Annotated in this window: 20 protein-coding genes; 14 read left to right on the top strand and 6 right to left on the bottom strand. The window is 60.7% G+C overall.

All coding sequences use genetic code 11. From position 1 onward, the window contains the following. Positions 1-48 precede the first annotated feature (48 nt). The 3 genes from AC1D1M_RS10795 to AC1D1M_RS10785 are packed head-to-tail and all read right to left on the bottom strand — an operon-like array spanning position 49 to position 4,085. The gene (locus AC1D1M_RS10795; protein WP_477775623.1) at positions 49-1,659 is read right to left on the bottom strand and encodes an arylsulfatase; all 1,611 of its coding nucleotides are present in this window, start codon (positions 1,657-1,659) and stop codon (positions 49-51) included. A gap of 15 nt (positions 1,660-1,674) precedes the next feature. After that, a complete protein-coding gene (locus AC1D1M_RS10790; RefSeq protein ID WP_477775622.1) occupies positions 1,675-2,490 on the bottom strand; it encodes an ABC transporter ATP-binding protein in 816 nt (271 codons plus the stop codon). After that, positions 2,487-4,085, bottom strand: a complete 1,599-nt coding sequence (locus AC1D1M_RS10785) for an ABC transporter permease (protein WP_477775621.1) — start codon at positions 4,083-4,085, stop codon at positions 2,487-2,489. Before AC1D1M_RS10785 ends, AC1D1M_RS10790 begins: the two co-directional genes overlap by 4 nt. Before the next feature lie 402 nt (positions 4,086-4,487). Here AC1D1M_RS10785 and AC1D1M_RS10780 point away from each other — a divergent pair, with 402 nt between their 5' ends. Further along, entirely contained in the window at positions 4,488-5,501 is a 1,014-nt protein-coding gene (locus AC1D1M_RS10780) for an ABC transporter substrate-binding protein (protein WP_477775620.1), read from the top strand. A 106-nt stretch (positions 5,502-5,607) separates the two neighbouring features. On the opposite strand, the gene AC1D1M_RS10775 is transcribed toward AC1D1M_RS10780, so the two are convergent. Next, a complete protein-coding gene (locus AC1D1M_RS10775; protein WP_477775619.1) occupies positions 5,608-6,528 on the bottom strand; it encodes a LysR family transcriptional regulator in 921 nt (306 codons plus the stop codon). A 182-nt stretch (positions 6,529-6,710) separates the two neighbouring features. Here AC1D1M_RS10775 and AC1D1M_RS10770 point away from each other — a divergent pair, with 182 nt between their 5' ends. From AC1D1M_RS10770 to AC1D1M_RS10730, 9 genes are all read left to right on the top strand, one after another. Beyond that, positions 6,711-7,631 (top strand): TauD/TfdA dioxygenase family protein, encoded by a 921-nt coding sequence (locus tag AC1D1M_RS10770; RefSeq protein WP_477775618.1) that lies wholly within the window; start codon positions 6,711-6,713, stop codon positions 7,629-7,631. Between the two features lie 134 nt (positions 7,632-7,765). Further along, complete coding sequence (locus AC1D1M_RS10765; RefSeq protein ID WP_477775617.1) at positions 7,766-10,126, top strand: TonB-dependent receptor; 2,361 nt, start codon at positions 7,766-7,768, stop codon at positions 10,124-10,126. 259 nt (positions 10,127-10,385) lie between these two features. Continuing rightward, on the top strand, positions 10,386-11,195 hold the full coding sequence (locus AC1D1M_RS10760) for an energy transducer TonB (protein ID WP_477775616.1): 810 nt from the start codon (positions 10,386-10,388) through the stop codon (positions 11,193-11,195). A gap of 44 nt (positions 11,196-11,239) precedes the next feature. Next, a complete protein-coding gene (locus AC1D1M_RS10755) occupies positions 11,240-11,965 on the top strand; it encodes a MotA/TolQ/ExbB proton channel family protein (protein WP_110660782.1) in 726 nt (241 codons plus the stop codon). Position 11,966: 1 nt separating this feature from the next. After that, positions 11,967-12,380 carry an ExbD/TolR family protein gene (locus tag AC1D1M_RS10750; protein WP_477775615.1) on the top strand — a complete coding sequence of 138 codons (414 nt, stop codon included), beginning with the start codon at positions 11,967-11,969 and terminating at the stop codon, positions 12,378-12,380. A 76-nt stretch (positions 12,381-12,456) separates the two neighbouring features. Continuing rightward, positions 12,457-13,038 carry an alpha/beta hydrolase gene (locus AC1D1M_RS10745; protein WP_477775614.1) on the top strand — a complete coding sequence of 194 codons (582 nt, stop codon included), beginning with the start codon at positions 12,457-12,459 and terminating at the stop codon, positions 13,036-13,038. 55 nt (positions 13,039-13,093) lie between these two features. Then, positions 13,094-13,987: a sigma 54-interacting transcriptional regulator gene (locus tag AC1D1M_RS10740; RefSeq protein WP_477775613.1), complete on the top strand. Its 894-nt coding sequence runs from the start codon at positions 13,094-13,096 to the stop codon at positions 13,985-13,987. A gap of 124 nt (positions 13,988-14,111) precedes the next feature. Further along, a complete protein-coding gene (locus AC1D1M_RS10735; RefSeq protein WP_150726432.1) occupies positions 14,112-14,894 on the top strand; it encodes a MetQ/NlpA family ABC transporter substrate-binding protein in 783 nt (260 codons plus the stop codon). A 400-nt stretch (positions 14,895-15,294) separates the two neighbouring features. Further along, entirely contained in the window at positions 15,295-16,317 is a 1,023-nt protein-coding gene (locus AC1D1M_RS10730; protein WP_477775612.1) for an RHS repeat-associated core domain-containing protein, read from the top strand. 10 nt (positions 16,318-16,327) lie between these two features. Here AC1D1M_RS10730 and AC1D1M_RS10725 read toward each other — a convergent pair whose 3' ends face one another. After that, positions 16,328-17,524: an AAA family ATPase gene (locus AC1D1M_RS10725; RefSeq protein ID WP_477775611.1), complete on the bottom strand. Its 1,197-nt coding sequence runs from the start codon at positions 17,522-17,524 to the stop codon at positions 16,328-16,330. A 177-nt stretch (positions 17,525-17,701) separates the two neighbouring features. Between AC1D1M_RS10725 and AC1D1M_RS10720 the strand changes: the two genes are divergently transcribed. From AC1D1M_RS10720 to AC1D1M_RS10705, 4 genes are all read left to right on the top strand, one after another. Beyond that, complete coding sequence (locus AC1D1M_RS10720; protein WP_477775610.1) at positions 17,702-18,805, top strand: efflux RND transporter periplasmic adaptor subunit; 1,104 nt, start codon at positions 17,702-17,704, stop codon at positions 18,803-18,805. Next, the gene (locus tag AC1D1M_RS10715; protein ID WP_477775609.1) at positions 18,802-19,866 is read left to right on the top strand and encodes an efflux RND transporter periplasmic adaptor subunit; all 1,065 of its coding nucleotides are present in this window, start codon (positions 18,802-18,804) and stop codon (positions 19,864-19,866) included. Before AC1D1M_RS10720 ends, AC1D1M_RS10715 begins: the two co-directional genes overlap by 4 nt. Then, a complete protein-coding gene (locus AC1D1M_RS10710) occupies positions 19,863-22,913 on the top strand; it encodes an efflux RND transporter permease subunit (protein WP_477775608.1) in 3,051 nt (1,016 codons plus the stop codon). Before AC1D1M_RS10715 ends, AC1D1M_RS10710 begins: the two co-directional genes overlap by 4 nt. A gap of 161 nt (positions 22,914-23,074) precedes the next feature. After that, positions 23,075-25,321: a glycoside hydrolase gene (locus AC1D1M_RS10705; RefSeq protein WP_477775607.1), complete on the top strand. Its 2,247-nt coding sequence runs from the start codon at positions 23,075-23,077 to the stop codon at positions 25,319-25,321. 9 nt (positions 25,322-25,330) lie between these two features. Here the strand turns inward: AC1D1M_RS10705 and AC1D1M_RS10700 are convergent, their stop codons facing one another. After that, a complete protein-coding gene (locus AC1D1M_RS10700) occupies positions 25,331-25,960 on the bottom strand; it encodes a class I SAM-dependent methyltransferase (RefSeq protein WP_477775606.1) in 630 nt (209 codons plus the stop codon). Between the last annotated feature and the right edge of the window lie 36 nt (positions 25,961-25,996).

Genomic DNA, 25,996 nt, shown 5'->3' with positions numbered 1-25,996 from the left:
GCTTCGCGACCCAGCGGGAGCAAGCTCCCTCGCCACAGGGGGTAATGTTTAGTCTGGCTGAAACGGCGACTCACTCAATATCACCCCAGTCTCATCCACATACCGCTGCCAATGCTCGATCAAGGCACTGAGCTTGTGCGGTTGGCTCGACGCCAGGTCATGAATCTCTCCCGGATCATTGCCCAGGTCATACAGCTGCCAGGTTGCCGGCCCCACCGGCCCCGGGATGTACACCGCCTTCCATTGCCCCTGCCGAATCGCCCGTCGTCCGAACAATTCCCACCCGGTAACGGTGTGCTCGTCATGCACTTGCGCCGTCTCGCCCGACAGAAACCCCAGCCACGACTTGCCGCGAACTTCCGCCACGGGTTTGCCGTGCCATTGCTTGCCCGGATGGCGCACACCGGCAAGATCCAGAATGGTCGGTGTGATGTCCATCACTGTGCCGAAACCGTGGCTGATCTGGCCCTTGAGCGACAGCTGCGGGTAGTGCACCAGCGCCGGAACGCGGATCCCGCCTTCGGTGGTGAAGGCTTTGAACAGCCGCGACGGCGCGGTCGCCACTTGCGCCCAGTTCGGCCCGTACCAGACGTAGGAGTTGGCGCGGCCGATGTTGTCCAGGCTGTTGTCGTAATGCTGGTTGAGATAGGTCAGCAACTGCGGGCCGAATTTCGGAAAGGCCTCCAGCAGCGCCCCTTCGGCACCGTTATCGGACATGAACAGGATGAAGGTGTTGTCCAGTTGCCCCTGCTGGCGCAAGTAATCGACGACGCGCCCGATGTTCCAGTCCATGCGCTCGACCATCGCCGCATAAACCTCCATGGCCCGCGCGGAGATCTGTCGCTGTTCGTCGCTCAGGGCATCCCATTGTGCAGTCAACTGGATCAACGGATGGGGCTCGACATCAGCCTCGATCAGCCCCAGTTTTTTGAGTTTTTCCAGGCGCTCAAGGCGCAGCACCTCAGGGCCGGCGTCATAGCGCCCGCGGTATTTTTCCACCACCTCGGCCGGCGCCTGCAGCGGCCAGTGTGGCGCGGAAAACGGCAGGTAGGCGAAAAACGGCCGGGTCTGGTCGCGCTCCTTGAGGTATTGCAGCAGCTTGTCGCCAAAGGCATCGGAGGAATAGAAATCCTTGGGCAGTTCATCGATGAATTGGTCGTCTTCGATGTACAGCGCCGGGGTGGATTTCAGCAGCCGTGGCGTCGTTTCATCGTAGGTCGGCTCGAAGCCGTAATGGTTGGCGGCGCCGGGCAGCAGCGAAAACGAACGCTCGAAACCCCGGGCGTGAGGCGCCCGTTCTGCGGTCAGGCCCAGGTGCCATTTGCCGCTCATCAAGGTCTGATAACCGGCCTCGCGCAGCAGCTCGGGCAGGGCCACCACGCGGTCGTTAAGGTGCCCTTCGTAACCCGGCTTGCCGATCAGGTCAGGGGTCAATGCTTCGGCCATGGTGCCGATGCCGGCGATGTGGTGGTCGGTTCCGGTCAGGAGCATCGAACGGGTCGGCGAGCAAGTCGGCGCAGTGTGGAAATCGGTCAGGCGCAGGCCATTGTTGGCCAATGCATCGAGGTTCGGCGTGTTGATTTCGCCACCGAAGGCGCCGAGGTCGGAAAAGCCCAGGTCATCGGCCAGGATCACTAGAAAGTTGGGACGTTGCGGCATCAGGAATTTCCTTTTTCAGTAGGCAATGAAGGACAGCGGCAGATCGCGGACCTGCACCGGCACGGGGGGCTGGTAGTGATCGTCGCTGGTGAGTTCGTGCAGCAGTTCTTCGCGCAGCTGGTGGAAGTCGAAACTGCTGCGCTGGCGCGGATGGGGCAGGGCAATGTCGACCACTTGCTTGATCCGCCCCGGACGGGGCTCCATCACCACCACGCGGTCGGCGAGGAAGATCGCTTCCTCGACATCGTGGGTGACCAGCACGGTGGTGATTTTTGCCCGGGCGCGGATCGCCAACAGTTCGTCCTGCATCTGCTGGCGAGTCAGCGCATCGAGTGCGCCGAAGGGCTCGTCCAGCAGCAGAATCCGTGGGCTGGCCACCAGGCCGCGAGCGATGGCCACGCGCTGCGCCATGCCGCCGGAGAGCTGGTGTGGATAGGCGCGGGCAAAGTCACCGAGGCCCACCAGTTCGATGAAGTCATGGATGCGCTTGTGCTTTTGCGCAGCGCTCAATGGCTCGTTGACCAGGCCCAGGCCGATGTTGTCGGCCACGCTCAGCCACGGGAACAAACGGTGTTCCTGAAAGACGATGCCGCGCTCGCCGCCGATGCCGCAGACGGCTTTTCCATCCACACGGATCTGCCCGCGAAACTGCGTATCGAGGCCCACCAGAAGCCGCAGCAAAGTGGATTTACCGCAACCGCTGGAACCGACGATGGCGACAAACTCGCCCTCGGCAATGTCCAGGTTGAATTCGCGAATGGCCTCCAGTTCGAAGCCGTCGACGTCGAAGGTTTTGCCCACGTGATTGAAGCTGACAATCGGTGCGTTCATGCGTGTCTCCAGCGAGTGGCGCAGATTTCCAGGTGTTGGCCAATGAGGTTGAGCAGGGCGCCGGTCAGGCCCACCAGCAGCATGCCGGCCATGATCAGGTCCATGCGCAGCAGTTGCTGGGCGCCGATCATCTGGCTGCCGATGCCGCCGTTGGACGGCATGAAATATTCGGCGCCGATGGTGCCGAGCCAGGCGTAGATCAGGCTCAGCCGAAGCCCTGCAAAAATTCCCGGCGCCGCGCCCGGTAGCACCAGTCGACCGAGGCGCAGGCGCAGGTTCAGGCGCAACACCTGCGCGGCCTCGTTCAGTTGCGGCGACAGGTGGGCGACGCTGCGTTGGGTGGCGATAGACAGCGGGAAAAAAGCGGCGAGGGCAACGAACACCCACTTGGCCATTTCCCCCAGACCGAACCACGCGGTGAGCAGCGGCACCCAGGCGAAAATGGCGATCTGGCGGATGGCGGCGAGGGTGGGGCCGAGCACGCGTTCGCTGGTGCGCGACAACCCCAGTAGCAACCCCAAGGCAAACCCAAGCCCGCCACCGAGCAGCCATCCGCCAAGGGTTCGGCCCAGGCTCAGGGCCATGCCGCCAAGCAGTGTGCCGTCGAGCAAACCATCCCGAGTGGTCTGCAGGACAGCCAGCGGGCTGACCAGAATGTTCGCGTCAATCCATTGCTGATCCGAGGTCAGTTGCCACAACGCCAGGAGCGCCAGCGGCAGCAGCCACGGTTGCAATCGCTGCCAACCGTGATAACGCGGTCCGCGACGGATTTCGGCGGTGGCCGGGTGCGGCCAGTGCACCAGTTTCCTGTCCAGCAGACCGATGCCGCGATCCATCGCCACGCCGATCAAGCCGATCACCACAATGCACACGAACACGATGTCGAGCATGAACAGCTGCCGCGCCCAGACCATCAGGTAGCCGATGCCTTCACTGGAAGCGAGCAGTTCGACAGCGAGCAGTGAAGTCCAGCCAGCGGCCAGCGCAAGGCGCACACCGGCCATGAATGCCGGCAGCGCGGCAGGCAGCACCAGGCGTCGGATCAACAGGTGCCTGGGCAGGCGCAACACGGCGGCGGCTTCGCGCAGCTTGGGTTGTGCGTCGCGCACGCCGACCAGCGTATGCAGGGTCACCGGCACCACGATGGCCTTGATCAGCACCACCAGTTTCAGCACTTCGCCAATGCCGAAAAACACCATGAACAACGGAATCCAGGCCAGGGTAGGGACCTGCGCCAGCCCGGCGAAGGTTGGAAATACCAGACGCTCCAGTCGACGACTGAAACCCAGCGCCGCACCCAAAACTGCACCAGCGCTGATCCCGGCCAGCAGCCCCCAGAACAAGCGTTGCAGGCTGATCCACAAATGGCCCCACAACTCGCCTTGGGACAGTTCCAGTGCGCTGCTCCAGACCAGGGTCGGCGCCGGCAGGATCTGCTCGCTCATCCAGTGATTGCGGCTGGCGAGCCACCAGAGGCTGAACAGGGCGGTTGGCAACAACCACGGCAACAAACGTTGGCTCAGGCTTGGCCAGCGTTGCCTGTTTTTAAGTGACGGCGCGGCCAGTGGCAGGCTGAGAAGGGAAACACGGGCCATGGATGACCTCCGTTGTCGGGTTGCAATAAAGACCTGCTTTTTTGTGGGAGCGAGCTTGCTCGCGATGGCGGTGTGTCAGGCAAAGATGTGTCGATTGCCCGTCCGCTATCGCGAGCAAGCTCGCTCCCACAGGGGGTTAAGGTTTATGCGAAATTGATCTATAAAAAATAAAATAAATTCTATTAAGAGATAAGAAAAGCCATTTAAGGCCTCCAGTTCAGCCGTATCCAATGCATTCGGAGAATATTTTTGATGCCGTTTTTGCATACACGCTCTAGAGGCCCGAAGGGGTTGATATAGATCTAAATAATCTAAAAATGTGAATTTATAGTATTTAAATGTTGGTTCCACTTCGGTCTACTTTCGGCTCCTCAACGCCCGTTGCCCCAAGGAGCCGCACCCATGAACCTTCCCTTCAAACGTGTCATCAGTCTGTTCGCCGCACCGGCCCTGGCGGGGCTGCTGGCTTTCACGGTCAACGCCGATGAGCTCAAGGAAATCCGCATCGCCGTGCCGGACCTGAGTGCGGGGACCCAGCACAGTGGTGGCGGTGTCGTGGATGTACTGCGTGATCAACAGATCTTCGAAAAGGCTTTCGCTGATCAAGGCATCAAGATTCAGTGGAGCTTCTTCAAGGGCGCAGGCCCGGTGATCAACGAGGCGTTCGCCAACGGTCAGGTTGACCTGGCCTACCTCGGCGATCTGGCGGCCATCATCGGCAAGTCCAATGGCCTGGATACGCGACTGCTCAGCGCCTCGGCGCGCGGGGTGAAGCATTACCTCGGCGTAGTGCCGGGTTCGGGGATCAAGACCCTGCAGGACCTCAAGGGCAAACGCGTGGCCATCTTCCGTGGCACCGCCAGCCAGTTGTCCTTCGATGCGGCGCTGGCCAGCCAGGGGTTGAGCGAGAAGGATGTGAAAGTCATCAACCTCGACTTCAACGCGGCGGTCGCGGCGCTGGCGGCGAAGCAGATCGACGCCTCGTGGGGCGGTTCCGGGCTGACGGCGTTGCAAGCCAAGGGGCTGGCCGAGTTGCCGCTCAATACCAAGGACCTGGGCGGCGCCGGCAGCGTGCAGGCGGTGCTGATAGGGACCGGGAAGTTTGTCGATGCGCATCCGGAGGCGGTGGCGAAACTGCTCAAGGCCCAACAGCAGGCCGTGGAGTGGCTGACCCGGGACAGCAACAAGGACGCCTACATTCAGTTGGTGTCGGGGCTGGCGAGTTATCCACCGGTAATTCTTTCTCAGGATTTGAAGGATCAGAAACTGAGTGAGGTTTTCCCCTCGACGCTTGACCCGGTGTTCCTTGGCAAATTGCAGGACGCGGTGGATTTGGCTTCGCAGCAGAAGCTGATTCGCAAGTCGTTCAAGGTGAGCGATTGGGTGGCGCCGGAGTTGGCGGCTGCCAAGCTCTGAATCTTCAGTGAGCTCACTGGCCCCATCGCGAGCAAGCTCGCTCCCACACTGACCGTGTGAACACCGGAGATCCCCTGTGGGAGCGAGCTTGCTCGCGATGGGGCCATCAAACCGCGACGCTGATCTGCTGCCTGTCCACCGCCACCAACGTCTCGATCATCGCCCGCGCCGCCGGTGACAAGCGGAACCCGGTGCGGCTGACGATCCCGCACCGTGCATTCATGCTCTCGATGTTCTGCGGCAGGTTGCGCCAGTGCAGCAGCGCCAGCGAACCTTGGGCAATGTCCTCGATAAACGCCTCTTGCGTCCCTACGCCGATGGCGTTGGATTGCAGCACCACTTTCACCAGCGCAGGAAAATGCTCGGTCTCGATGCTCGGTGAAAAATCCACCCGCCCACTGAGGTTCGCCAGCAGTTTGCGAATGCCTGGCGGGATCATCGTGGTCGCCAGCGGGTAATCGAACATGTCGTTGGTCGACAGGCTCTCCTTGGCCAGCAGCGGGTGCTCGGGGCGGCAGAAAAACACACCGCGCTTGGGCGTCAGGGCCTGGGTCTGGAAGTTCGGGTCGGATTCGAAATGGCGGATGTCGGCGATGAAGAATTCGATCTCCTCACGGCTCAGCGCACGGCTGAGTTTTTCCCAGTTATCCACCTCGAAACAGGTGCGGACTTTCGGGTGCGCGTTGATGAATTGCGCCACCGCATCCGGCACCAGTTTCACCGCAGGTGCCGGGCCGCAGCCGAAGCGCAGTTCGCCGGCATCTAGCTTGGTCATCTGCGTCACTTCGGCATTCAAGAGGGCCGCGCCTTGCACCAGGCTGCGGGCATGTTGCAGCACCACCAGGCCTTCGGGGGTGGGGCGCAGATCCTTGTTGCCACGGTCCACCAGGACGCAGCCGAACTCGTGTTCGAGCCCCTGAATGCTGCGGCTGAAGGCAGGCTGGGTAATGCCCATGGCCTCGGCTGCGCGCACGAAACTGCGGTGTTCGTCGAGGGCGATGAAGTAACGCAACTGGCGAAGATCCATATGCTTTTCCGGCATCCTAAAAATAGCTCGAAGGCATTTGCGACGAGGGTTGACTGAGGTTTTAAATGCAACCTCTTATTCCGTCAACGAAGCATGTTGATATCTATTAGATCTAAATTGAATATAGATAGAGCAGTGTTTCGCGGCCGGTCAACCGCAAGCAGTCCGATGAGGGTCTACCCATGAGCAATGCCGCTTTCGCAGTACAACCCACTGTTCACGCGCTTGAAATCCATCCGGTGGCCGGTCGCATCGGTGCCGAAATCCGTGGCGTACAGCTTTCGGGCGAGCTGGATGCCGCCACTGTTGAAGCCATTCAACAGGCACTGCTGCAATACAAAGTGATCTTCTTCCGCGAGCAGACCCAGCTCGACGATCAACGCCAGGAGGCGTTCGCCCACCTGCTCGGCGAACCGGTGGCGCACCCGACCGTGCCGGTGCGCGAAGGCACGCGTTTTCTGCTGGAACTGGACGGTGCCGAGGGCCAGCGAGCCAGCTCGTGGCACACCGACGTGACCTTCGTCGAGGCCTACCCCAAAGCCTCTGTCCTGCGCTCGGTGGTGGCCCCGGCTTTCGGTGGCGACACCCTGTGGGCCAACACTGCCACCGCCTATGACGGGTTGTCGGTGGAGCTGCGTGAGTTGGCCGACAAACTGGTCGCCGTGCACAGCAACGAATACGACTACGCCGGCACCAGGCCTGATGTCTCGGCCGAGAAGCTGGAGCGCTATCGCAAGATCTTCACTTCGACCGTCTACGAGACCGAGCACCCGGTGGTCCGCGTGCACCCGGTCAGCGGTGAAAAGAGCCTGTTGCTGGGGCATTTCGTCAAACGCATCAAGGGCTATTCCCAGGCCGATTCGGCGCACTTGTTCGGCCTGTTGCAGAGCCATGTGATCCGCCAGGAAAACATCGTGCGCTGGCGCTGGAAGGCCGGTGATGTGGCGATCTGGGACAACCGCTCCACCCAGCATTACGCGGTGGATGACTACGGGACCCAGGACCGCATCGTGCGCCGGGTAACGCTCAAGGGCGAGGTGGCGGTGGGTGTGAACGGGCAGGTCAGCCAGACGGTGAAAGGGCCGGATATCGACGGCGTCTGAGCTGACGCCATCGCCAGCAGGCTGGCTCCCACAGGGGATTTGTGGCGTACACAAAACCAATGTGGGAGCCAGCCTGCTGGCGATGGCGGCCTATCAAGCAATACAGAATTTCTTTTGATCGGGAACCCTGCCTTATGAGTCCGTTGCACATCGCTTCAACCTCTTCACCCCAACGGCTCAAACGCCTGCCACTGGCCTTGTTGCTGGCAGGCAGCGCCAGTTGGACCCAAGGCTATGCGGCCGACAGCACCACCCCTGAAACCACCCCCGCAAAAACCGCCACGGCCGACAGTGCGCAACTGGAAACCGTGACGGTCACCACTCGCCGTCGCGAAGAAAGTTCGCAGGATGTGCCGACGCCCATGAGTGTGGTCAGTGGCCAGACCCTGGAAATCCAGCGGGTCTATCGCATCCAGGATTTGCAGCAGTTGGTGCCCAGCGTCAACGTCGCCTACATGCATGCGCGCCAGTCCAGCGTGTCGATCCGTGGCCTGGGCAACAACCCGGCCAGCGATGGCTTGGAAGGCAGTGTCGGCCTGTACATCGACAACGTTTACCTCGGCCGCCCCGGCATGGCCGTATTCGATCTGATGGACATCGAGCAGCTTGAAGTGCTGCGCGGTCCGCAAGGCACCTTGTTCGGCAAGAACACCACCGCCGGCGTGATCAACATCAGCACCCGCGCGCCGACCTTTACCCCCGAACGCAGCATCGAATCTTCGGTGGGCGAGGACGGCTACTTCCAGACCAAGGGCACGATTTCCGGCCCGCTGAATGACGAACTGGCCGGACGCTTTTCTGCGTATCGCACCCGCAGCGACGGCGATATCAAGAACGAATTCGATGGTCACGATTTGAACGGTGGCTCGCGCGATGGCTTCCGTGGCCAGTTGCTGTTCAAGCCCAACGAGGCGTTCAACCTCCGCTGGATCGGCGACTACAACGAAGAGGATTCCAGCGCCGGCACCCGGGTGTTGTTCAATACCGGGCCGACCATCAATGGCTTCAATCTCTATCAATCGCGGGCCAATGCGGCGGGCGCGACACTGGTCGACGGCACGCACCGCAAGGTCAACCTGAACAACGATCAGCACGTCACCGTGCATCAGGGCGGCACGTCGGTCGAGGCCAACTGGACGCTGCCGAGCGACTTCACACTGACCTCCATCAGCTCCTATCGCTGGTGGAATTTCACCCCGCGCAATGATGACGGCCTGAACGTATCCACCTTCCGCAACGCCGGCGTTTCGGTGGAGGATAAGCAGTACTCCCAGGAGTTTCGCCTGGCGTCGCCTGCCGGTGGATTCTTCGATTACGTGCTTGGCGCCTATTACTTCGGTTCCGACCTGGACAACAAATCCTTCACCTTTTACGGCCCGCAAGCGGACATCTGGAACGGCACGCCCAACGGGGCGCTGAACAACATCGACAGTGTCGGTAACGGTCACATCGAAACCAACAGCTTCGCGCTGTTCGCCCAAGGCACCTGGCACCTGACTGAGCGTCTGGATTTCACTGCCGGGTTGCGCGGCACCTATGAGGAGAAAAACGCCAGGGTCACCCGTGATGCACCGGCCGGTGGTGCAGCGGTCACCGGTGCGGCGGCCGCGGCACGACGTGCTCGCGCCGGCGTCTTCGACTCCGGCGATTTGAATCAGTACAGCTCCAGTCCCTCGGGCCTGTTGAACCTCAGCTACCGCCTCACCGACGACCTGCTCACTTACGCCACGTTGTCCCATGGCGAAAAATCCGGTGGGATCAATCTGGCCGTCGGCACGGCGCCGGTGGCCGGTGCCGATTCGCTGCTGATCGGTACCGAGCGCGCCAACAACGCCGAACTCGGTTTCAAGAGCACCCTGTGGGACCGTCGCCTGCAACTTAACGCCAACTTGTTCTGGACCCAGGTCAACGGCTATCAGACCAACGCCTTCGACGACGTCAACCGCGTGCAGTTCCTGACCAACGCCGGCTCGGTGCGCTCACGCGGCGTGGAGTTAGAAAGCACCCTGATCCCGCTGCGTGGCCTGACGCTGAACATCAATGGTTCGTACAACGACGTCAGCTACCTCTCCTACAAGGACGCGCCGTGCCCGCCGGAAGTCAGCCTGGCGCCGGGTGCTCCAGCGTCCTGCGACCTCAGCGGCCATCAAGTAGTCGGTGCTTCGAAATGGATCGGCAACGCCAACGGCGAATACAAATGGAACCTGAGCAACGGCTTCGAAGAGTACGTCACTGCCAGCTATGCGTTCCGCTCCAAAGCGGTGGGCACGGTAGAGGATTCCGACTTCGGGCAGATCCCGAGTTATGCGGTGGTCAACCTGTCCACCGGCCTTCGCGGCGACTTCAACCAAGGGCAGTGGGACGTTTCGTTGTGGCTGAAAAACGCCTTCGACAAAACCTACTACACGACGCTGTGGACGGCCGCCAATGGTGGATATGAAGGCCTGCTCGGCACACCGCGAACGCTGGGCGTGACCGGTCGATACGACTTCTGACGGCGAAAAACCATGCCTTGGATGAATACTTTCAATGCGGGCAAGGCATCGGTTTTTTTCCGCTACGCCGGAGCCCTTGAACGGCGGGCTCTGGCGGTGGGTTGATGGTTTTATATATTCGCTTAAGGTCTAAATATAAGTTTAAACATTACTTTAAGAACTAAGTGTTCAAGCCAATGATTGCTCTACCAGGACGTCGTCGGGGGATGTTCAGTACGACGTTCCGGTAATTCGCAAAGAGACCGCAGGGAGTTAAACAATGGGCAATGTCCAGATCGCCGCCGGTGCACATGAGGTGCTGTGGCGCCAGGCACCCGGTGGTGAGTTGGTCGACCTCGGCCGACCGCACCGGGTGCCCTTGGGCCAGTTGCGTTTGCAGCGCGCGCCCAAGGGCGTCCTTCGCCGACGGGAAGCGATCGTGCTGGGCGTGCTGGCGTTGCTGGTGCATGGCGCGGTGATCTATTGGGTCAATCAGCAACCGACCACCGTGCTACCCATCGTGCCACCGCAGATTCCGCCGATGACCATCGAGTTTTCGCGTCCGGCGCCACCGGTGGTCGAGCCGCCGCCACCGCAACCTGTCCAGCCTGTGGTGGAGCCGCCTGCGCCCGTGGAGGACGAACTGGCGGTGAAGCCACCTCCACCGAAGCCGGTTCCCAAGCCCAGGCCGGTGGCCAAACCGGTACCGAAACCGGCACCAAAAGCCGTTGAACAACCACCTGCGCCGCCACAACCGGCAGCGCCTGTCGCGGCCCCGGCGCCACCTGCACCGCCTGCGCCTGCGCCAGTGACACCGGCCTCGGCCACCGCCGGTTACTTGAAAAACCCGGCGCCGGAATACCCGTCACTGGCCCAGCGTCGCGGCTGGGAAGGCACGGTGTTGTTGCGCGTGCATGTACTGGCCAGCGGCAAGCCTGGCGAGATCCAGCTGCAGAAAAGCAGCGGTCGCGATGCACTGGACGAAGCGGCGCTGAACGCAGTGAAACGCTGGAGTTTCGTGCCGGCCAAGCAAGGTGATGTCGCCCAGGACGGCTGGGTCAGCGTGCCCATCGATTTCAAGATTCATTAAACCGAAACCAATTTCGCGCGAAACGTTTACACGAGGAATACACCATGACGTTACTGGCATCTCCACTTGAATCCATCGAAAGCGCGGTGATCTGGCTGCTGGTGGTTTTTTCCGTCGCGACCTGGGGGCTGGCATTGCTCAAGGGCGTGCAGTTCGGTCGCCTCAAGGCACAGGATCGAAAGTTTCATCAACAGTTCTGGGCCGCTTCGAGCCTCGACTCGGCGGCCGAACTGAGCGAAACCCGGCCCGGAGCGGCAGCCCGGGTTGCACAGGCCGGTTATGCGGCCATCCAGGTGGGCGAGGCGCCACAGGCGGCGGACTTGAGCCAGGCGATCAATCATCAGGATCGTCTGGAGCGTGCCTTGCGTCAGCAGATCGTGCGCGAGCGCCGGTCGCTGGAAACCGGGTTGGCGGTGCTCGCGAGCATTGGCAGCACCTCGCCGTTCATTGGTTTGTTCGGCACGGTGTGGGGAATCATGGAAGCGTTGAAAGGCATCAGCGCGGCGGGTTCGGCAAGCCTTGAAACGGTCGCCGGACCGATTGGTGCGGCACTGGTCGCCACCGGCGTAGGGATCGCCGTCGCGGTGCCGGCGGTGCTGGTTTACAACTATTTTTTGCGTCGTTTGAAACTGACGGCGGCTGACCTGGACGACTTCGCCCACGACTTCTACAGCCTGGCGCAGAAGAGTTCGTTCCGTGTGCTGATCCACCCGACGGCGCACAAGGCGGCAGCCCAGGGCAATGCGCAGAAAGTGAAGGAGGCGTCCTGATATGGCCTTCTCTACGCAAGACACTGATGAGGTGCTCAGCGAGATCAATGTGACGCCGTTGGTGGATGTGATGCTGGTGTTGCTGGTGGTGTTCATCGTCACCGCACCGCTGCTGACCAACGCGATACCGATCAACCTGCCCAAGACCGAGGCGGTCGCGCCGGTGGAGCAGAAAGACCCGTTGGTGGTGAGCATCGACGGTGCCGGCAAACTGTTTATCAACAAGGACGAGATACAACCGGACTTGCTGGAGTTCAACCTCAAGTCGGCGAAGGCCAAGGACCCCGAGGTGCGCGTGCAGTTGCAGGCGGACGATGGGGTGAATTCATCAAGGGTGGCTGATCCACCGCTATCGCGAGCAGGCTCGCTCCCACAGGGGATTTGTCTAATATTCCATATAGATCTTAATAAATAGCTTCTTATTCCTTAACGAATATAACTCTCCTCCCTATACTCGACCGGGAACAGACACGCAGCAGGAGAGCTCCCCCATGCGCAACGAATCAATTCGCTACCTGATTGTGCCGGGCTGGCAAGGATCGCCAGAAGATCATTGGCAAAGCCACTGGCAGAACAGCCTGCCGAACAGCGCACGGGTGGAGCAGGCCGACTGGCTGACGCCGCGCCGTGAAGACTGGGTCGCGGCGCTGGCCGAGGCGATTGCCGCCGACAGCACACCGGTGATTCTCATTGCCCACAGCCTGGGTTGCATCACCGTTGCCCATTGGGCAGCGAGCGCCCCCGTGCAGTTTCTGCGTCAAGTGCGCGGTGCCTTGCTCGTCGCGCCGGCAGATGTCGAACGCCCGGCTTGCGCGCCGGCCTTGCGCAACTTCGCGCCGATTCCGACGGATCTGCTGCCATTCCCCAGCCAGGTCGTCAGCTCCGACAACGACAGCGCCGTCAGTGCACCGCGGGCGCTGGAACTGGCGCGCCACTGGGGCGCCGAGGCGGGGATTCTGTCGGGGGCAGGGCATATCAACGTGAAGTCCGGTCATCAGCGCTGGGAGCAGGGTTTTGCCTATCTCTATCGTCTGCAGAACCGCATGGAACACCACGCTCTGCGCCGCGCTTGAACACTTTTTTTATTTAACGCCCCCGTCCCCCGGCGGTTTTGGGCGGGAGTCTGCCATGAGCTTTGAAACCTTCGGTCAGCCGCTGCTGACCTTTCCCGATGCCGAAAAAAGTCCCCTGAGCATCCGCGCCAAGGCGCTGGTGTTTGTCGATCCACGGTCGCGGCAATTACGTGAAGACCTTGAGCAACTGGCCACGCGCTCAGTGTCAGTGCTGATCCGTGGCGAAACCGGCACCGGCAAGGAATTGCTGGCCCGCCATATCCACCGCGCCAGTGATCGCGGCGGGTTATTCGTGTCGGTCAACTGCGGCGCCATCAGCCCGACTTATGCCGACGCCGAGTTGTTTGGCTACGCCGCGGGCAGCTACAGCGGCTCGGCGAGCAGCCGTGCCGGGTGGTTTGGCTCGGCCAACGGCGGCACGCTGTACCTGGACGAAATCGGCGACTTGCCGCTGCCGATCCAGACCAAATTGCTCGCTGCGCTGGAAAACCACGAAGTCACCCGCGTCGGTGCCCAGCAGCCGAGCCCGGTGGATGTACGGCTGGTGGCGGCCACCAGCATCGACCTGGCCCAGGCGGTTGCCGCCGGAAAATTCCATGAACGGCTCTATCACTACCTCAGCGAAGGCCAACTCGAACTGCCGGCACTGCGCGAGCGCACGGGTGACATCCTGTCGCTGGCCGAATACTTCCTCGGCATCTACAGCCAGCGCCTCGACTTGCCAGTGCCGCTGATCAGCGAGGCGGCGCAGCTTGTGCTGGAACGCCACAGTTGGCCGGGTAATACCCGGGAGCTGGAAAACATCATTCACTTTGCGCTGCTGGTGAGTACGGGCGACGAGATTTTGCCGGAGCATTTGAACCTGCCCGAGGCTCAATGCCATCAAAGTCAAAAGATCGCAGCCTGCGGCAGCTCCTACGTGAACAAAATGGAATATGAAAGTGAATAAAGGTTATTGTTCGGGAATAAAAAATCCCGGTATTGTCCGCTTCACGCCAGCGATAGCACTTCACTGGCACTCTCATATTCAAGCCGTCGCCACAAGCGACTGTGATTTTCGATAAGGACACTGCATGAAAAAGGTTCTGTTGTTCACCGCACTGGCGGCTGCCCTGACCGCGGGCCTGGCCCAGGCTGGCGAGAAACTGGTGGTTGCCGCGACCCCGGTTCCACACGCCGAGATTCTCGAGCTGATCAAGCCAACCCTCGCCAAAGAAGGCGTGGACCTGGAAATCAAGGTGTTCACCGACTACGTTCAGCCGAACGTGCAGGTCGACCAGAAGCGTCTGGACGCCAACTACTTCCAGACCCTGCCGTACCTGAAGAGCTTCAACGAAGGCAAAGGCACTCACCTGGAAACCGTAATCGGTGTGCATGTCGAACCCTTCGGCGGCTACTCGAAGAAAGTCAAAACCCTGGCTGAGCTGAAAGACGGCGCGACCATCGCCATCCCGAACGAAGGCAGCAACAGCGGCCGTGCCCTGATCCTGCTGCAGAAGGCTGGCTTGATCGAGTTGAAAGACCCGAAAAACGCCGTGTCGACCCCGAAAGACATTGCCAAGAATCCGCACAACTTCAAGTTCAAGGAACTCGAATCGGCCATGTTGCCGCGTGTGCTGGATCAGGTCGACCTGGACATGATCAACACCAACTACGCGCTGGAAGCGGGCCTGAACCCGGCGAAAGACGCGCTGATCATTGAAGGTGCTGATTCGCCTTACGTGAACTACCTGGTGGCCCGTCCGGACAACAAGGACAGCGTTGCTATCCAGAAGTTGGCCAAAGCCCTGACCAGCCCGGAAGTGAAAGCCTTCATCGAGAAGAAGTACAGCGGCGCGGTACTGCCGGCGTTCTGATTCGCGAAGCAAACCCCTTCAAGGTTTCAAACGCCGACGGCTGATTTAGCGTCGGCGTTTTTTATTGGGCGATGGATTGCTCAGGCCGGCCCGGCCTTCAAGGCTCTGCGCAACGCCATCAAGAGTTTCAGAATGTCCTGCGGATCCATCCGTTGCAGCGTTTGTACGTCTGCCATGTTCTCGTCCTTGTGAGGTTTTGGCCGGGAGTCTGGCCAAAAGTGGTTCGTCCCTGGAGCTGTGTTTCAAAAAAAGATCCTTCCTGCGGCGCAATGGAAAGTAGCTGTCCTCTCTTGACTTGGCAAACCCGGTCGACAGTTTTCTCCCGGCACTAACAGTTCTGCTAGGTGCCGGCGCATTTTAAGCGGGTGCAAACTGCGTCCTTCGCCAGGAGTTGACCCTGATGAGCATATTGACGCGCCCCCTCAATCACTACCGTTATGACGCCCTGGATCGGCTGGTCGAACTGGAGCCGTTCGGGCTGGAAAAACTGACCTGGTTCTACTGCGGCGAACATCTGGTGACGCAACTGAAAGGTCAGGATGGGTACAGCGTGTTTCAACACGATAGGCAACTGCTGGCACTGCAATTGTTTGACGGCGCCCAGCGCAGCAGCCAGTTGCTGGTCACTGATCAGCAACGTTCGGTATTGCAGATGGCCGGACCTGGCGAAGCTGTGCGGCAGGTTTACGCGCCTTACGGTTACCGCCGGGTCGAAGGCGGCCCTGGCAGTATTCTGGGATTCACCGGTGAAGCGGTCGATCCGGCCACCGGCCATTATCTGCTGGGTAACGGGCATCGGGCGTTCAACCCGGTGCTGATGCGCTTCAACAGCCCGGACAGCCTGAGTCCGTTTGGGCGGGGTGGGTTGAATCCGTATGCGTATTGTTTAGGCGATCCGGTGAACTTCAGTGATCCGACTGGGCGGTTTGAAGTCATTGCCAGAATACTTACCAGTATTGGCACGCTGTTTAATTCGATCATCACGCTGAGACCAAGCATTTCCTTTCAGGTCGGGGTGGACGCGCTGGCGAATGGAGCCTTTTTCCGCTTGCCCCTACGATATACAGCGGGTGCTGCGTCATCCGTAGTCGCCGGCGTGTCGGGTGTGGCTGGGGCTGCGGTCGGTCTGGGGAGCACGATTACTGCTGCCATTAATCCCGCTTCTACGCTGCTTGCACCTCTGGCCAATACCTCTCTGGGGTTGATGAGCACCGCGGCGATTGGACGATTCGGATCCTGGTGGGCTGCCCGTGATCCAGCGGTACTTCCAGCGTTGAGAAATCTGGCGAGCAGTACGCCTGCTGCAGTACGCCCAATGGCACCATCAGTTTCGTCGAAGGCCACAAACACCATTATTGAAATTGAGGTGTCGATGAATGCCGACTGGATCCGTCGTCGCCATAATCGCTCACTCAGCGTCTGACAATCCACACTCAATCCGGCCAATACCACGCCGGCTCATCCAGCATCCGCTGCCCAACAATCCCGGTCTGCCCGAGATTCTTCTCCAACACGATGCAATTGCACTCCGGGTCTTCCTGCAATGCCGAAATCAAGCGCCGGGCATGGGACACCACCCACACCTGGCACTGCTCTGAAGCGCGGATAATCAGGCGCGCCAGCGCCGGAAGCAGATCCGGGTGCAGGCTGGTTTCCGGCTCGTTCAACACCATCAGTGTCGGCGGCCGTGGCGTCAGCAGCGCGGCGACCAACAGCAGATAACGCAACGTTCCGTCCGACAACTCGGCGGCCGACAGCGGCCGCAACAAACCTTCCTGAAAAAATTCGATGGCGAAGCGGCCACCTGGCAATGGTTCGATGTTCAGTCGCGCGCCGGGGAAGGCGTCGCTGATGGCGGCCTGCAACGCCTCCTGATCGCCGATTTCGATGATGGTCTGCAAGGCCGCCGCCAGATCGCGCCCGTCGTGATGCAGCACCGGCGTGCGGGTGCCCAGTTGCGGTTGACGGGCGGGAGCTTCGGCATCGCTGCGAAAGTGATCGTAAAAGCGCCAGCGGCGGATGAATTCGCGCATCTCCAGCACTTCCGGCGAACTGCGCAGGCTGCCGACCTGATCGAACAGACTGTCGAACATCGGCGTGTGCTGGGCCAGTACATCCCACTTGCGATTGGCGCGGGCACGGATCATCGGACCGTCACGATCGACCAGCAGACTGGCCGGGCGATAGAACGCCCCGGCCCACAGGCATTCGCGTTTGATCTGCGGGTCGAGGCTGAAACGTGACGGGATCGGCCAGCGGTGCCCCGGCAGCATGAAATGGCCATTGGAATCCGGCAGGCCCAGGCTGATCGAGTAGCCGAAATCCTCTCCCGCAAACCCCAGGCGCAAGCGTTTGACGCCTTGGCTCACGGTCGGCTCGATGGGTACTTCGCCGTTGCGCATGCGCCGGGTGATGGTCTCCGGGCCGGCCCAGAAGGTCGAATCCAGCCCGCCTTCACGGGCCAGGGCATTGACCACACCGCCCTGGGCGGTTTCCGCCAGCAGGCGCAGCGCTCGGTACAGGTTGGATTTGCCGCTGCCGTTGGGCCCGGTGATCAGATTCAGCCGGCCCAGCGGGATCACCAGTTTGTTGATCGAGCGGTAATTGGCTACCGCGAGCGTGTTGAGCATGTGGGTTCCTGAGGCGGTATCGACCGGGGCTCATTGTCCGGTATGCGCAGGCGTCTATGGCAAGTGTTTTGGGGGTAAAACATAGCGAATTTTTTCTTCATAAGACGAACGTGCAAGGTCGAATTCCTGTTCTAAGCTCTCTGTCGAGTTGTCCATAAAAAAGGCCAAGGAGATTGCATGGCGGTTCCCGGATTGAAAGTAGTCATGGCCTTGAGTGTCATCACCCTGCTAACGGCTTGCGAGGAGAAAAAGCCCGTGCAGGAATACCTGCCACGGGTGTTCGTGCAGGTCGTCAAACCAGCGGATTACTCGGCCTCGGTCACCCTCACCGGTGATATCCAGGCGCGGGTACAGACGGAGCTGTCTTTCCGCGTCGGTGGCAAGATCATCCAGCGCTCGGTTGACGTCGGTGATCGCGTGACCGCCAAGCAAGTGCTCGCCCGGCTCGACCCCAAGGATCTACAGACCAATGTCGACTCGGCCCAGGCACAAGTGGTCGCCGAACAGGCGCGGGTGAAGCAGAGCGAGCTGGCGTTCGTCCGTCAGCAAAAACTCTTGCCCAAGGGCTACACCAGCCAGAGCGAATATGACTCGGCCCAGGCCGCCTTGCACAGCAGCCAGAGCGCCCTGAGCGCTGCCCAGGCGCAGTTGGCCAATGCCAGGGATCAGTTGAGCTATACGGCGCTGATCGCCGATGCGCCGGGGATCATTACCGAGCGTCAGGCGGAAGTCGGCCAGGTGGTGCAGGCGACGATGCCGATCTTCAGCCTGGCCCGGGACGGCGACCGCGATGCGGTGTTCAACGTTTATGAATCGCTGCTGGCCGAGAAACCCAAGGATCAAACCATCGTCCTGAGTCTGCTCGACAACCCAGCAATCAAAACCACGGGCACCGTACGTGAAGTCACCCCGTCGGTGTCGGCGCAATCCGGCACCGTGCAGGTCAAGGTCGGCCTCAACAGCCTGCCCGACGGCATGCAATTGGGCTCGGTGGTGAGTGCCACGGCCAAGGGGTCGGGCAAGTCGGTCATCGAGTTGCCGTGGTCGGCACTGACCAAAAACATCAGTGAACCTGCTGTCTGGATTGTCGACGACAAGGGCAAGGCCCAGTTGCATTCGGTGACGGTCAGCCGCTACCTGACCGGCAAGATCATCGTCAGCGACGGGTTGAAGGATGGGGACAAAGTCATCATCGCGGGCGGGCAACTGTTGCACCCGGACATGGAAGTCGAGATTGCCGAAAACACTTACAAGGATCTGACGTGGGGAGCCAAGCCATGAAGCCTTTATGGGCGTTGTCCATCGGGCTGGTGCTGAGCGCCTGTTCCAAAAGCGAACCGCCGCCGGCGCCGGTACGGCCGGTGCTGTCGATCAAGGTTCAGGCCTTGAGCGAAGAGGATCTGGGCCGCTTCGCTGGCAGTATCCAGGCTCGCTATGAAAGCAATACCGGGTTCCGCGTGGGCGGGCGAATCGCCAGTCGTAACGTCGATGTCGGCACCGAGGTCGAGAAGGGTACGTTGCTCGCCACCCTCGATCCTTCAGATCAACAGAACCAATTGCGCTCGGCCCAGGGCGATCTGGCGAAAATCCAGGCGCAACTGATCAACGCCAAGGCCACTGCCCAGCGTCAGCAAGCCTTGTTTGACCGCGGGGTCGGCGCGCAAGCGCAACTCGACGAGGCCAACACGGACCTGAAAACCACCCAGGCCTCCCTCGATCAGGCCCGGGCAGCCGTCAACCAGAGCAAGGACCAACTGGGCTACACCGAATTGCGCGCCGACCATAAAGCCGTGGTCACCAATTGGAGCGCCGAAGCCGGACAAGTGGTGACGGCCGGTCAGCAAGTGGTGACACTGGCGCAACCGGACATCAAGGAAGCGGTGATCGATCTGCCGGATACCCTGGTCGATCAACTGCCCAGCGATGTGGTGTTCCTGGTCGCTGCGCAACTCGATCCGAGCATCAACACCACCGCCATCATCCGTGAAATCGAACCTCAGGCTCAAAGCGCGACACGCACCCGTCGCGCCCGCCTGACCCTGGCCGAAACGCCAGTTGGCTTTCGTCTGGGTACGGCCATCAGCGTCACTTTGAGCTCGGCGATCAAGCCGCGTATCGAACTGCCTGTCACCGCGCTGCAGGAGGTCGATGGCAAGCCACGCATCTGGGTGATTGATGCACAGAGTAAAACCGTCTCCCCCCGTGACGTCACCGTGATCAGCCGCACCGACAGCACTGTGGTGCTGGCCGACGGCGTGAAGAACGGCGAGCGAGTGGTCAGTGCCGGTGTCAACAGCCTCAAGCCGGGGCAACAAGTGAAAATCGACGAGGACAGTCAATGAAAGGGCCTTTCAATCTCTCGGAATGGGCCCTCAAGCATCAGTCGTTCATCTGGTATCTGATGTTCGTCGCGTTGTTGATGGGTGTGTTCTCGTATTTCAACCTGGGGCGCGAAGAAGACCCTTCGTTCACCATCAAAACCATGGTGATCCAGAGCAAATGGCCGGGGGCGACCCAGGAGGAAACCCTCAAGCAGATCACCGACCGGATCGAGAAAAAGCTCGAGGAGCTCGACTCCCTCGACTACGTGAAAAGCTACACGCGTCCCGGTGAATCGACGGTTTACGTGTACCTGCGTGACACCACCAGTGCCAAGGACATCCCGGAAATCTGGTACCAGGTGCGCAAGAAGATCAACGACATCAAATACCAGTTCCCGCAAGGCATACAGGGACCGTCGTTCAACGACGAATTTGGTGACGTCTTCGGCTCGATCTACGCCTTCACCGCCGACGGTCTGACCCTGCGTCAGTTGCGCGACTACGTCGAACAGGCGCGCATGGAGATTCGCGGTGTGCCGGGGCTGGGCAAGATCGAGATGGTCGGCCAGCAGGATGAAGTGCTGTACCTGAATTTCTCCACACGCAAACTCGCAGCGCTGGGCATCGATGAGCGTCAGGTGGTGGAGAGTCTGCAAACCCAGAACGCCGTGACCCCGGCGGGCGTCATCGAGGCCGGACCGGAGCGGATTTCGGTGCGCACTTCAGGGAAGTTCGCTTCGGAGAAAGACCTGGCCGAGGTCAACCTCAAGCTCAACGACCGCTACTATCGTCTGGCCGACATTGCCGAAATCAGCCGCGGCTACGTCGATCCGGCCTCGCCGGAATTTCGCTACAACGGTAAACAGGCCATCGGCCTGGCGATTGCCATGCAGAAGGGTGGCAACGTCCAGGCATTCGGCAAAGCTTTGCACACTCGTATCGACGAGTTGACCGCCGACCTGCCGGTGGGTGTCGGCATCTACAACGTCTCCGATCAGGCCGTGGTGGTGGAGGAAGCCGTCGGCGGCTTTACCAGCGCGTTGTTTGAAGCGGTGGTGATCGTGCTGCTGGTCAGCTTCGTCAGCCTTGGCGTGCGCGCCGGTTTGGTAGTGGCGTGCTCGATCCCGTTGGTGCTGGCGATGGTGTTCGTGTTCATGGAATACAGCGGCATCACCATGCAGCGGATTTCCCTCGGTGCACTGATCATCGCACTCGGCCTGCTGGTGGACGATGCGATGATCACCGTGGAAATGATGGTCACCCGTCTGGAATTGGGCGAGACCAAGGAGCAGGCGGCGACCTTCGCCTACACCTCCACGGCGTTCCCGATGCTCACCGGTACGCTGGTGACGGTGGCGGGCTTCGTGCCGATCGGCTTGAACGCCAGCTCCGCCGGTGAGTACACCTACACCCTGTTTGCGGTGATTGCCTGTGCGATGCTGGTGTCGTGGGTGGTGGCGGTTCTGTTTGCGCCGGTGATCGGCGTGCACATCCTCAGCACCAACGTGAAACCCCATGAAGGTGAACCCGGGCGCATCGGCAAGGCGTTCAATGGCGGGCTGCTGTGGTGCATGCGCAATCGCTGGTGGGCCATCGGCATTACGGTGCTGTGTTTTGTGCTGGCGCTGTTTAGCATGCGCTACGTGCAGAACCAGTTCTTCCCGTCTTCGGATCGTCCGGAAATCCTGGTGGACCTGAACCTGCCGCAAAACGCCTCGCTCGACGAAACCCGCCGGGCCGTCGATCGCCTCGAAGCCACGCTCAAGGACGATCCGGACATCGTGCGCTGGAGCACCTACGTCGGTCAGGGCGCGATCCGTTTCTACTTGCCACTGGACCAGCAACTGCAAAACCCGTTCTACGCGCAGTTGGTGATCGTCAGCAAAGGCCATACCCGTGAAGCCATGATGCAGAAGCTTCGCGAGCGCTTGCGCAACGACTTCGTCGGCATCGGCGGTTATGTCCAGGCACTGGAAATGGGCCCACCGGTAGGGCGTCCGATCCAGTACCGGGTCAGCGGCAAAGACATCGACCAGGTGCGCCGCCATGCCATCGACCTGGCCACGGAGCTGGACAAGAACCCGCACATTGGCGAGATCATCTACGACTGGAACGAACCGGGCAAAGTCCTGCGCATCGACATCGCCCAGGACAAGGCGCGGCAGTTGGGGTTGTCTTCCGAGGATGTGGCCAACCTGATGAACGGCATCGTCAGCGGCCAGGCGGTGACCCAGGTCGACGACGACATCTACCTGATCAACGTGGTCGGTCGTGCGGTGGATTCCGAGCGCGGTACGCCGGAAACCCTGCAGAACCTGCAAATTGTCACGCCGAGCGGCACGTCGATTCCTCTGTTGGCGTTCGCCACGGTGCGCTACGAACTGGAGCAGCCGCTGGTGTGGCGTCGCGATCGTCTGCCGACCATCACCATCAAGGCGGCGATACGCGACGAGATCCAGCCGACGGACCTGGTGAAAATCCTCAAGCCGTCCATCGATGCTTTCGCAGCCAAATTGCCGGCGGGCTACAAGGTCGCCACCGGTGGTACGGTGGAGGAAAGCGGCAAGGCCCAGGGCCCGATTGCCAAGGTTGTGCCGCTGATGCTGTTCTTGATGGCGACCTTCCTGATGATCCAGCTGCACAGCGTGCAGAAGCTGTTCCTGGTGGCCAGCGTCGCGCCGCTGGGGTTGATCGGCGTGGTGATCGCGCTGGTGCCGACGGGCACGCCTATGGGCTTCGTGGCGATCCTCGGGATTCTGGCGCTGATCGGTATCATCATCCGTAACTCGGTGATCCTGGTAACCCAGATCGAAGAGTACGAGCAGAAGGGCTACGCGCCGTGGGATGCGGTGGTGCAGGCCACCGAGCATCGACGTCGGCCGATCCTGCTGACCGCTGCGGCGGCGAGCATGGGGATGATCCCGATTGCCCGGGAAGTGTTCTGGGGCCCGATGGCCTACGCAATGATCGGCGGGATCGTCATCGCCACCTTGCTGACGCTGCTGTTTTTGCCGGCGCTGTATGTGGCCTGGTACAAAATTCGCGAGCCGAAGAAAGAGGCGCAGTAAAGGCGAGCGCTTCGCGCTCATCGCGAGCAAGCTCGCTCCCACAGTTGACCGCGATTAACTGTGGGAGCGAGCTTGCTCGCGATTGTTTCGGAACGGTCTGACTTACAGCCAGGGCCGAGTGCACTAGTCTGTCCCTCCTTCAATCAGGAACGGGGCAGCTCATGCTTGACCTCATTCGCGGGGCGCTGCTGTTTGGACTGTTGCTGGCCTGGTCGACATCCGCGACAAGTGCCGTGCTGGAAAACCCGCTGTGGCGTATCGAGATCGACCCGGCGACCCTGGCGATAAGCGCGACTCCGGCGGGTCATGAAACCGTGCAGGCTTCCAGCGGCGTTGCGGCGCGACGGGTCAGTGCGCTGAAACACACGGCCGAGCGTCTGGAGTGGCAATGGGATGAGGGCACGTATGCCCTCAGCGCTGAATTGCAGGGCGCGGATCTTTCCCTGTCGATCAAGGCGCGTGCAGCCGCCGACCTGACATTTCTCGACCAACCCGGTAGCGCAATGGGTCAAGGCCTGAGCTGGCCGATGGCCGAGGGGCATTACGTGCCGGCCGGCGATCGGCAGTGGCAAACGTTTTTGCTGGAGCAGGGCGCAGTCAATACCACTCAGGATTTGAGCCTGCCGCTTTGGGGTGTTGACCATGGCGGATTCAGCCTGCATTGGCTGATGACCAATCCCTACAACAATCGCCTGACCTTCAGCGCCGACGGCAGAAATCTTGCGCTGACGGCAAGGCATGAATTCACGTCGCTGGAGCCCTCGGCACCGCTGACGTTCATCTTGTTTCTCGGCGATGCCGACCCGCTGGCAGGGGCGAAACGCTACCGCCAATGGCTGATCGACAACGGGCGCTACGAGCCCTTGAGCGGCAAATTCGAGAAAACCCCGCAAGCTGCAAAGCTGCTGGGCGCCAGCCATGTCTATCTGTGGGGCAACGATCTGCTGGGGCCCAAGGATGTGCGCAACTGGCCGGCTCTGCTCGCGCAGTTACGCAGCCAGACACCGCTGGCGCGGGAGCTGCGAGAGGGGCTGGATAATGAAGCCATGTTGATACTCGACAGTGGTGACGCCACGCTGGATCGCTACCGAAAAACGGTTTTGCTGCGCAGTCTCAATGCCGCCCTCAACACAATGGCGCGTAAAAACTGGCAAGCGCGAGCCGCGCCGGACATGCAGGTACTCGCCAGCGCTTATGGTGAATTGCGCACGAGGCTGGCGCGTAACTTCACGGATGCCTTGAGTTCCGCGCCTGAACGCTGGGGCAGCACCTTGTCGCTGAACACCTTCGAGCAATTGCGCAAGGCCGGTCTGTCGCGACTGTGGCTGGGTCTTGGCGAGGGTTGGGAAGGCGGCTTGTGGCACCCGGAAACGGTGCGCGCCGGTGTGGCGGCGGGGTATTTGCTGGCGCCTTACGACTCTTATGAAACGGCGTTGGCGTCCAATGAAAACCTGGACTGGACCACGGCGCATCTGGGCGACAAGGCCCATGCCGAATGCGCCATCGTGCTCAAGGACGGCACGTTGAAAAGTGGCTTCCAGCAATCGGGGCACTACACCGAACCGGGATGCATGCGCTCGTTGCTCAAGGCCCGGATCAGGGCTGTCCAGGCGCGGGCCGGGTTTAACAGCTGGTTTCTCGATGCTTATGCCACAGGCATGCTCTACGACAGCTATCGCCCGGGTGCGACGCTGACGCAGGCGCAGAATGCACAGGACAAAATTGACGCTTCGCGCTGGATCAACGAAAGCCTGCATCTGCCCAGTGGTTCCGAGGATGGCAACGCAACCACCGCCCAAGGCGTGTTTTTCACCCACGGCATGCAAACGCCAGTGATTGGTTGGGACGATGTCGATCTGCGCAAAAAAACCGAGTCCGACTATTTTCTGGGCAAGTGGTATCCGCCCGAGCAACCGGCCGTGTTCTTCAAGCCAGTGCCCTTGAAAGAACCCTATCGGCGCATTCACTTTGATCCGACGACTCGATTGCCAATGTATCAAACGGTGTTCCACGGCTCTGTCATCACCACCCATCACTGGTTGTTCGACAGCCTGAAACTGAGCAACGTGCGGGTACCGAATGAACTGACCCAACTGCTTTACAATGTGCCGCCGCTCTACCATTTGAGTGCCGCTACCCTGAGTGAGCGGTTGCCGCTGATCGCCCGTCAGGATGCATTCTTCCGGCCGATGCACGAGCGTCTGGCCACGCAGGCGATGACGGACTTTCGCTGGCTCAGCGCTGATCGTCTGATACAGCAAACCACGTTCGCCGACGGCACGCGGCTGCTGGCCAATTTTGCTGCACAGATGCGTGAAGTGAACGGTTTACGTCTGGCCGGCCAAAGCATTACCGCGCTGATGATGGACGGCCAGACCCTGAGTCATGAGGTTTCTACGCCGCGCTGAAAAACTCGATCAAGCGGGTTTACGCCAGACACTCGCCAACCAAGGCTGCTGCTCCCGCGGCAGCCCCGTTGGCCGGTAGTAATGCTCAAGCTCCACAAACCCCGCCTCGATCAACAATTGCTGCCAGGCCGCAAGGTCGTGATACGACCCATAACGTGTCCCGTTCCAGCCTTCCTGATTTTCGCCACGGGGATTGGAACTGAACAACACCCCACCCGGTTTCAACGCTCCCCACAACTGCTTCAACACCCGCGGTAATTCCTGACGCGGTACATGAAACAGCACCGCGTTGGCAAAAATCCCGTCGAAACGTTCGGCCGGCAGATCGAGCTTCAGGAAGTCCTGCTGCCACACCTCGCACCCGCTGTCCTCACGGGCCATCTGCGCGAATTTTTCCGAACCGTCGAGGCCGACCGCCTTGTGGCCCATATGAGTGAACGTCTGCAAATCCCGACCCGGCCCACAACCAAAATCGAGAATGTCGAAAGGCGCTTCGCCCTGAATGTGCCGCAGCAGGGCATCGATGTTCTGGCTGACGTCGTGATCGCGCGTGCCTTCTCGGAAACTTTCGGCCGTCGAGTTGTAGTGGCCCAGGGTCGTGGAGGTGATCTGTTCGAGGTCGTCGGGTGTTTGCTTCATGGTCGGCTGCGCAGGAAAAAGGAGATGTGTTGACTA

Source organism: Pseudomonas sp. P1_F7 (genome assembly GCF_056405655.1).
Note: the sequence above shows the minus strand (reverse complement) of the source record. Positions and strands in the feature narration are given on the sequence as shown.

Bases quoted from the DNA above. Each gene is read 5' to 3' on its own strand.
- AC1D1M_RS10750 (WP_477775615.1), top strand. From the start codon at position 11,967: ATGGCCTTCTCTACGCAAGACACTGATGAGGTGCTCAGCGAGATCAAT.
- AC1D1M_RS10715 (WP_477775609.1), top strand. From the start codon at position 18,802: ATGAAGCCTTTATGGGCGTTGTCCATCGGGCTGGTGCTGAGCGCCTGT.
- AC1D1M_RS10700 (WP_477775606.1), bottom strand. From the start codon at position 25,960: ATGAAGCAAACACCCGACGACCTCGAACAGATCACCTCCACGACCCTG.
- AC1D1M_RS10795 (WP_477775623.1), bottom strand. From the start codon at position 1,659: ATGCCGCAACGTCCCAACTTTCTAGTGATCCTGGCCGATGACCTGGGC.
- AC1D1M_RS10765 (WP_477775617.1), top strand. From the start codon at position 7,766: ATGAGTCCGTTGCACATCGCTTCAACCTCTTCACCCCAACGGCTCAAA.
- AC1D1M_RS10790 (WP_477775622.1), bottom strand. From the start codon at position 2,490: ATGAACGCACCGATTGTCAGCTTCAATCACGTGGGCAAAACCTTCGAC.
- AC1D1M_RS10720 (WP_477775610.1), top strand. From the start codon at position 17,702: ATGGCGGTTCCCGGATTGAAAGTAGTCATGGCCTTGAGTGTCATCACC.
- AC1D1M_RS10740 (WP_477775613.1), top strand. From the start codon at position 13,094: ATGAGCTTTGAAACCTTCGGTCAGCCGCTGCTGACCTTTCCCGATGCC.
- AC1D1M_RS10745 (WP_477775614.1), top strand. From the start codon at position 12,457: ATGCGCAACGAATCAATTCGCTACCTGATTGTGCCGGGCTGGCAAGGA.
- AC1D1M_RS10775 (WP_477775619.1), bottom strand. From the start codon at position 6,528: ATGGATCTTCGCCAGTTGCGTTACTTCATCGCCCTCGACGAACACCGC.
- AC1D1M_RS10735 (WP_150726432.1), top strand. From the start codon at position 14,112: ATGAAAAAGGTTCTGTTGTTCACCGCACTGGCGGCTGCCCTGACCGCG.
- AC1D1M_RS10730 (WP_477775612.1), top strand. From the start codon at position 15,295: ATGAGCATATTGACGCGCCCCCTCAATCACTACCGTTATGACGCCCTG.
- AC1D1M_RS10780 (WP_477775620.1), top strand. From the start codon at position 4,488: ATGAACCTTCCCTTCAAACGTGTCATCAGTCTGTTCGCCGCACCGGCC.
- AC1D1M_RS10710 (WP_477775608.1), top strand. From the start codon at position 19,863: ATGAAAGGGCCTTTCAATCTCTCGGAATGGGCCCTCAAGCATCAGTCG.
- AC1D1M_RS10705 (WP_477775607.1), top strand. From the start codon at position 23,075: ATGCTTGACCTCATTCGCGGGGCGCTGCTGTTTGGACTGTTGCTGGCC.
- AC1D1M_RS10725 (WP_477775611.1), bottom strand. From the start codon at position 17,524: ATGCTCAACACGCTCGCGGTAGCCAATTACCGCTCGATCAACAAACTG.
- AC1D1M_RS10770 (WP_477775618.1), top strand. From the start codon at position 6,711: ATGAGCAATGCCGCTTTCGCAGTACAACCCACTGTTCACGCGCTTGAA.
- AC1D1M_RS10755 (WP_110660782.1), top strand. From the start codon at position 11,240: ATGACGTTACTGGCATCTCCACTTGAATCCATCGAAAGCGCGGTGATC.
- AC1D1M_RS10760 (WP_477775616.1), top strand. From the start codon at position 10,386: ATGGGCAATGTCCAGATCGCCGCCGGTGCACATGAGGTGCTGTGGCGC.
- AC1D1M_RS10785 (WP_477775621.1), bottom strand. From the start codon at position 4,085: ATGGCCCGTGTTTCCCTTCTCAGCCTGCCACTGGCCGCGCCGTCACTT.